At 54.1% G+C, this 7,365-nt stretch carries 6 protein-coding genes and 1 riboswitch; of the genes, 3 read left to right on the forward strand and 3 right to left on the reverse strand.

The features are described from left to right. Together POTG_RS21720 and tenA are read right to left on the reverse strand one after the other, a co-directional pair. Positions 1-365: hydroxyethylthiazole kinase (locus tag POTG_RS21720; RefSeq protein WP_009227001.1), on the reverse strand; the 365-nt coding region annotated here is incomplete at its 3' end. Between the two features lie 65 nt (positions 366-430). After that, a complete protein-coding gene (tenA, locus tag POTG_RS21725) occupies positions 431-1,117 on the reverse strand; it encodes a thiaminase II (RefSeq protein WP_036646632.1) in 687 nt (228 codons plus the stop codon). A 155-nt stretch (positions 1,118-1,272) separates the two neighbouring features. Beyond that, a riboswitch (TPP riboswitch) is annotated at positions 1,273-1,376 on the reverse strand. 385 nt (positions 1,377-1,761) lie between these two features. On the opposite strand from tenA, the gene POTG_RS25035 reads away from it, so the two are divergent. Both POTG_RS25035 and POTG_RS25180 read left to right on the forward strand, forming a co-directional pair. Then, positions 1,762-1,908, forward strand: a complete 147-nt coding sequence (locus POTG_RS25035; protein ID WP_009227003.1) for a hypothetical protein — start codon at positions 1,762-1,764, stop codon at positions 1,906-1,908. A gap of 113 nt (positions 1,909-2,021) precedes the next feature. Beyond that, complete coding sequence (locus POTG_RS25180) at positions 2,022-2,144, forward strand: hypothetical protein (protein ID WP_260071681.1); 123 nt, start codon at positions 2,022-2,024, stop codon at positions 2,142-2,144. A gap of 23 nt (positions 2,145-2,167) precedes the next feature. Here the strand turns inward: POTG_RS25180 and POTG_RS21740 are convergent, their stop codons facing one another. Beyond that, positions 2,168-5,302: an alpha-mannosidase gene (locus POTG_RS21740; RefSeq protein ID WP_009227005.1), complete on the reverse strand. Its 3,135-nt coding sequence runs from the start codon at positions 5,300-5,302 to the stop codon at positions 2,168-2,170. Between the two features lie 143 nt (positions 5,303-5,445). On the opposite strand from POTG_RS21740, the gene POTG_RS21745 reads away from it, so the two are divergent. Then, positions 5,446-6,405: a helix-turn-helix transcriptional regulator gene (locus POTG_RS21745; RefSeq protein ID WP_009227006.1), complete on the forward strand. Its 960-nt coding sequence runs from the start codon at positions 5,446-5,448 to the stop codon at positions 6,403-6,405. The last annotated feature ends 960 nt before the right edge of the window (positions 6,406-7,365 follow it).

Raw genomic sequence — 7,365 nt, forward strand, 5'->3', positions numbered from 1 at the left:
ACGAGCGACACCTTCACCTCGCGCAGGATGCTCAGCGCCGACTCGGTCCGGAAGGCGGTAGCTCCCGCGCCCACCGGGTCAAGCAGCACCGGCACGCCGTGAGCGTTCGCCGACTGGCCGGCAAGGATCATCGCCTCCACCTGCGGCGTCGACAACGTGCCGATGTTAAGGACAAGCGCGCCGGCGATCTTGGCCATATCGGCCACCTCCTCCGGCGCATACGCCATGACCGGCGACGCGCCAAGCGCGTACAAGCCGTTCGCCGTAAAATTCGTGACAACCACGTTCGTGATGTTATGAACGAGCGGTTTCGTATTTTGCACCTTTTGCAGCACTTCGGATAGCTCTTTTTCCAGCAAACTCATATAAGTTCAACCTCTCTTTCGATCATTTGGCTTTGGGCATGGATGGATAGCGAATCGGCGCGGAGTTACAGCTGAAGCACCGGCACCGCAACCGGCCAATCTTCCAACCGATACGCCATATCCCAGAAGAGATATTCGAGCTGGCAGCTCTGCAAAAAATGCTCGGTCATGCGTTGACGCTCCGCCGCATTGGCGGTTTCCGCCCATTGGTCCAACGCCCGCATGAACTTCTCTGTGACGCCTCCTGCCCGTTGACCGTAGAAAGTGATCCACTCATAGTACGGATGCTCCGGCGTCGGCTGCACTTCCTCCAACAGCTTCTTGCCAATCTCCAGATAAGTCCACGGACAAGGCAGGAGCACGGCGTATATTTCTCCCAAACTTCCTTCGTGGGCCACCGTCAGCATATGACGGATATAATGATGAGCCGAAGGGGCTAGCGGAAAGCCTTGCAAATCTTCAAATTTCACCCCGGCCACCCGGCAAAAATTGTGATGCGGATGAATCTCACTGTTTAAAATGAAATCGATCTGTTGATTGAACAACGCAATCTCCTCGCGGGTCTGGCACTTGGAAATCGCGATCCCGTAAATTCGCATGTAAGCATTCAGATACTCAAAATCTTGCTTGACGTAATGAATGAGCTGTTCTTTCTGTAACCGGCCTTCCGCAATACCTCTGACAAAGGGATGATCAAATATCGCTTGATAAATTCCGTCCGCCTGCCTACGCAACTCTTGAGAAAATCCCAACTTCTCCACCTCCACAAATTTTGGCAAGGAAATCCTCTGAGAGGACAACGGCAAACCGAGCTGCCAGAGCACGCAAAAAAGCCGCTCCGTAGAGGGAGCGGCTGGATGAACCCTAGGCATACCGATATACTCATGGCAGCCTAAGCGCATGTCACTTGGGGCCGGCTCCACTTTCCTACGCTAGTATGAACTAGATCAGGTTCAAAGGGTCCAAGATGATCTCTTGTCTCAGCCGATGACGGCGCCCCTAGTGGATTTCCTATGCAATTCAATTATTACTCTACCGGTCCCTGCCTGGATTGTCAATCCCGTCCAGATGGTGGAATAGGTGGATCGTTTGCGTCTCTTCGTCTACACCAACCCCGCGCGGTTGCATAGCATAAATAACAGGGCACTCCTAGGAATCGATTTAGGATCGATTTCGGGATCGGTTCGACCTGTTCCCCATGACAAGCAACTGGACTCCATCAAGTTAAGGAAGGTAAAGCCATGAACTCAGCCGGAAAGAACAAGTCCTCGTCTTCCAGCAAGAAGAACGGCAAAAAAGGCGGCTTCCGGCCTAAAACCCCGGAATACACCGTAGCTGCGCTGCTGCTCTCCGGCAAACTACGCGTGGATCCGTCCAGTTATACCGAAACGCGACCATGTTCGTCTCCTTGGTTGGCGAGTACAAAACGATCAGCAGCGACGCGAACGCCGATAAACTGCTGAATTTCCTCAATGAAAACGGGGATCTCACCATCAACGACATCATTAATGCCATGAAGAAAAAAGCGGACAGTTCCTCCTAATGCTGGCGTTCGTTGTCGTAAGCCGGAGTTGCTCCAAATGCCTGTTCATTTCAGCGGACGCCAAATGGAGATTGTACGCTTTGAACTTAATTACGATTACGGGGGTTTGCCACATGGGTCAATTTGACGGCGAAGGTTTTTCCGAATGGATTGTGATCATTATTCTGGTGGTTTTATTTTTCTATGGTTCTAACGATATTGAAACGCTAACAGGCGCCCCCACTTCCGACAACTGAGGAGGCGCCCGTTTCGCCCATCTTTATTTCAACTGAAGACGAATCGTCTTGATTTCATAAGGCGTCACTGTCAGCTCAATCGTATCTGCGGAGGACAGCTCTCCGGCCGGACGTTCCATCAGGTCGGTTTCCTGCCAGGACGCCACGGGCACTCCGACGTGTAACCGGACGCGGCCCCGGCCGCCCTTATATTCATGGAAACGGACGATCACGCTATCGTCGTCTTCCGCTTTTTTCACCGCATCGATGACGACATCCGCACTGCCGCTCGTTTGGAGCAAGGAGAACGACGGAGTATGAGCCGTACCTGGCGTAGCGTATACCGGTTGATTCAGGAGCGCTGCCGCCTGCACGGTACCGCCTTCGGACCAATCCCCCTCATGCGGATACAGCGCATACGTAAATTCATGCTCGCCGCGATCCGCCTGCGGGTCTGGGTACGTTGCCGATTTCAGCAGCGACAGGCGTATCACATGATCCTTAATGTCATGCCCGTACTTGCAATCATTCAGCAGACTAACCCCATAGCCGCGCTCCGACAAATCCACCCATTGATGCCCGACCGTTTCGAAGCGGGCGAAATCCCACGACGTGTTCCAATGCGTTGGGCGCTTCACGTTGCCATACTGAATGTCGTAAGTCGCTTCCGTCGCCCGAATGTCCACTGGAAAAGCAACCTTCAGCAGCTGCTGACGTTCCTGCCAATCCACCCAAGTCCGGAAATCGATCCGCCGGTTATCGGCATACAGAATCATCTGCTGGCGAATCGTCGAGCTCATGTACGTCCAGGTAAATGTGACGACAGCCCGCAGCGTACCGGTAACGACCTTGCATTCTTGGAGTTGCTCAACCTCGCGCTGCTTCTCCTGATAGAACACATCGATGTCCCAAGCCTCAAACATTTTGGGCTTATCCTCAAACACCTGCAGCACGTTGCCCCGTTCGCCGGAAGCCAGCACTTCACGGCCAGCGACGCGGTCGAAGATGGAGATCAGCTGCCCGCGGTCGTTCCACTCAATGTTATAAATCGGAGTTTCGATCCCGTTTGGCCGCGCTTTAAACGGTTCGCTTGTCACCGCGTTATTTGCTTGCCCGTCCTTCTTACGTTGGATCGTTACAAAGCCAAGCGGCGGCACGTTCTCCACGCGTACCCACACGGTCGTCCCGTCGAATTCGGATTGCAGCTCTTGCCCATCCGCTTGAATCCACTGTGTTCCCGTGTCTGTGTCTTGACCTTCCAAGGCAACCAGTCCGGTAAACGGCCAAGAGGACGGATTCCACACGGTATACGTATCCCCCGCATCGCTCGTCAAGGCTTGAATGGCCTGCTCCCGGCACGACTCCAGCAGCGATTCAGCTTGGGCATACTCCTCCTTGGAATCGCGGTATACCTCTGGAATGGACGAGCCCGGGATGATGTCATGGAACTGGTTGCGCAGGATCGTTTTCCAGCTTTCGTCCAGCTTGGCCTTCGGATAGGCCTCCCAGTTTCCGCAGCCCGCAAGCAACGCCTGCAAGCTAAGCAGCCATTCGGCGTCCCGGGACAGCAGCTCCAGCTTCCGGTTCATTTTTTTATTGTACGCCTGGCTGGTATAGGTTCCCCGGTGGTACTCCAGGTACAACTCGCCGTCCCACGTATGGACGTAACGATCCGCTGCTTCCACTGTCTCATGCAGCTTCGCAAAAAAATCGTCCGCCCTTCCGGTCGTCACACGCGGCAGACCCGGCATCTCGTCGAGGCGCCGACGCAGCTCCAAGTGCTCGCGGTTTACGCCGCCGCCGCCATCGCCGTATCCGTAAGAGAGCAAGAGCTTCTTGTTCACTTCTTTATCGCGGTAGGCCTCCCAGATGCCTTGCACGCTGGACGCCTCGATCTGCCCGTTGTAGGTGTACCACCAGAAATTTCCGTCCTGCGGCGTGGTGATGAAGTGGGTCAGCACCTCACTGCCGTCGATGCCGCGCCACCAAAACGTATCATGCGGCATGCGGTTGTACTGGTTCCAGCTGATTTTTGTTGTCATGAACGTGTGAATACCCGACTTGCGTAAAATCTGCGGCAAGGCCCAGCTGTAGCCAAAGACGTCCGGCAGCCACAGATAGGTGCATTCCTGGCCAAATTCCTCGCGCAAAAACCGCGTCCCATACAGCAGCTGCCGCACCAGCGATTCCCCGCTCGTCAAATTGCAGTCCGCCTCCAGCCACATGCCGCCGGCCGCTTCCCAGCGTCCTTCTTTGACCCGTTCCTTGATCTGTTCATAGAGCTCCGGGTAATCCTGCTTCAGATATTCGTATAGCTGCGGCTGCGTTTGCAGGAACACGTATTCCGGGAACATCTCCATCAGTCGCAGTACGGTGCTGAAGCTGCGGGCTGCTTTTTCCCGTGTATGCTTCAGCCGCCACAACCAGGCGACATCGATATGCGTATGCCCGATGCATTGCACCGTCACCGGCGACGTTTTCTTCATTCCCGCCACCACCTGGGTTAATTGCTCCTCCGCTTCCGTCAGCGACGCATAAAACGCCTCCGATCCCGGATAGGACCAATCGATTCGCAGGAAAGCGCGATCCAGCGCCGTCAACAAATCCGTCCGCTCCGGCGCGTTCGCCGGCAATACCTCCACCGTCTGCATGACCGCACGGGCCGTATAGTACAAACGGTCCACCGTTCCGTCCAGCCACGCGATCTCCGCCCGCTTGATCCGGTGCTCCTGTACCTGCGGTTTCCCGCCGCCCTCCAGACCGGACCATAAGCGGAACTGCAGCTTCACCTTCGTACCGGAAGCCTCGTCCGGGAAAAATACCTCCTGGTGATTCATATCCACGCCTTGGAACGGTTCGCCGTTAACATACAGAAGTGATTCAAACCCGGAGTTGTTTCCGCCTCCCGTTTTGCCGAAGTCAAACACGCCAACGATCTTGCGCCCTTTCCATTCGGCCGGAAGCTCGACGTCCGTCTCCAGCCATAAATAAAGATCGCGGCCTTCCCAGCGTTCTCCTGTCTGCATTGTGGACCACGGCCCCTCCTTGGGCGGTCTGGCGCCGATGCGCCCTTCCTCATCCACTTGCGCGCGAAACGCCTCGATCGGCCGGGCATCGCGATATCGATACCCCTCCAGCTCGCGAATCCGTGCGTTTAATTTCTCCTCCGTCCAGAACATCGTATCGGGTACCTCCCCTGAATATGAGTTAGCCTTCCCCCTCATTTTCCGGTTCTCCCCCGGCGAAGTAAATTACTTATCCTCATCAATTTTTGTCCTATTATGATATGATGGAGTCAAATCGAACAAAGGAGCAGCAGCTCATGGATTTGAAAAAATGGCGTAACGAACTGGTGCCTGCACTGAACAAAATCTGTGGTGAAATCGCGGTTGGCGATGCGGTGGTGGACTGGGTCGATATCGTGATAGAACAAACCGGGGGTTCAGGCAAATGCCCTCCCCACGCCCACACTTGGTATGAATTCAACTATGTCTTGTCCGGCCGTATGCAAACACGATTTATCGACCAGGACGTGATGGTGTATGCGGACGAATTTTTTTTGATCCCTCCGGGGATGACCCATGCGCACGACTACTCTCGGGAAGATCCCCATGAGGGCATTTGTTTGCGGTGGCGGTTTCGGCCAATTCCAGGCGCGGCAGAGGAAGAGACTGCGACAGAAGCAGCGGACGATTTAGCGGAAAATAGCGCAGCAAAGCCGGCGAACGACAGCTTTCTCCTGCGGCTGAATCGGTTGAAGGATTGGCCTCCGGGGGCCTACCGGGACGATTACGGCATTCGGTCGCTGCTCATTCAGCTGTTTGCCGAGGCTGAACATGGGCGGTCGCCTTTTTATCTCAGGCTGCTGCTCGTACAACTGCTGGAGGTCTTGTCCGGCGTGACCGCCGCACATGAGACCGGCGCATCAGCTTCGGAGCCTGCGCAAGCCCGGGACGCCTTGCTTCGTAAGGTGGAGGTGTACCTGGAGGATTTTCGCGGGGAGCGTCTGAATGTGGAAGCACTAGCCGCATCGCTGCATATGAGCTACGGCCATCTGTCCCGCGTATATAAGCAAAAAACCGGCCGAACCCTGATCGAGGAGATGAACCGGATCCGGCTGGCCAAAGCCTGCGAACTGTTGCAGCAGCCTTCCCTGCTGATCAAAGAAGTCGCCGAACAAGCCGGTTTCCCTGACATTTATTATTTCAGCAAGGCGTTTAAGAAGAAATACGGCGTCAGCCCGCTCACCTATCGCAAGCAGCATTTCAACCGGTCGGGCTAACTCCAGCGTGTTAAGCGTGTTAAAAAATGCGCCAAGAAAGCTACGGATAACATGACCATGATGAAGTAACTGATGCTGAAAACGTGTGCGTGTGCTATCGTCCGCCGTGTTGGTCCGAAAGATGTATAGTGTGAGTTCCATAGACCGCGGTATGAAGTTTGTTGTCTGGCGTTAGTTTTGTGAGGCGGTGAGAAATAGTTGATGATAATCTGGACCTGGGGCGCGTGCGAGGTACCAGTGCTGTTGTTGAGTAACTTGTCTTAGGTCGCGGTAGAAGTAACCGGGGATGGTGGGGAAGTAACTTCTCTTGGATGCGGATAGTGTGACTTATGGGTGTCGATTATAGTTAAGGGGTACGGATATGGGGGCAGCAGGAGAAACTAATCAAACCGTTACCGTAGTTCGCTTGCCGTGTACCGTAGTTAGCATGCATGGGGATCGGTTGCAATGTATTCGATTTTTCGCATACATTTTGCCGCGATCGCCCAAAAATCCGAAATGTATTCGAAATTTCATACAGAATCGCGCCTTCCACCCTCCTGATGCCCCAATAAACACGAAATTTCATATATATTTCGGCTGAAACCAGCAGAACGAGCGAATTGTATTCGATTTTTCGAGTAGATTGCTCACCAGCTGACGCAAAAAAAGACCGCTTCCGAAGAAGCGGTCCTTGCTCACTTGGGAGCAAGAAGTTATTGGATAGGAGTGGAGAGAAACCATACTGTACTTTTATTATATGTATACGTTTTCATTCTGTCAACATCTTTTTTTAGCGCTTACATTACGATCACGACGGGCTGCTAACGGAACGTATGGACCTTATTTGTCCATTTCCCGGCGATTTCCCGTTGTAACGGACCCCAGAGACCTTATTCGCCAGTCACGCCTGCGAATTCGCAGCGATTAAGCCAAATAAGGTCTCCTCGTTCCGTTAGAATTGGAAAAGGCCCACATCCA

This window comes from Paenibacillus sp. oral taxon 786 str. D14 (assembly GCF_000159955.1).
GTDB lineage: Bacteria > Bacillota > Bacilli > Paenibacillales > Paenibacillaceae > Fontibacillus > Fontibacillus phoenicis.

Excerpts from the sequence above, each read along its gene's own strand:
- POTG_RS21740 (WP_009227005.1), bottom strand. The coding sequence starts at position 5,302 with ATGTTCTGGACGGAGGAGAAATTAAACGCACGGATTCGCGAGCTGGAG.
- POTG_RS25035 (WP_009227003.1), top strand. The coding sequence starts at position 1,762 with ATGTTCGTCTCCTTGGTTGGCGAGTACAAAACGATCAGCAGCGACGCG.
- POTG_RS25180 (WP_260071681.1), top strand. The coding sequence starts at position 2,022 with ATGGGTCAATTTGACGGCGAAGGTTTTTCCGAATGGATTGTGATCATT.
- POTG_RS21745 (WP_009227006.1), top strand. The coding sequence starts at position 5,446 with ATGGATTTGAAAAAATGGCGTAACGAACTGGTGCCTGCACTGAACAAA.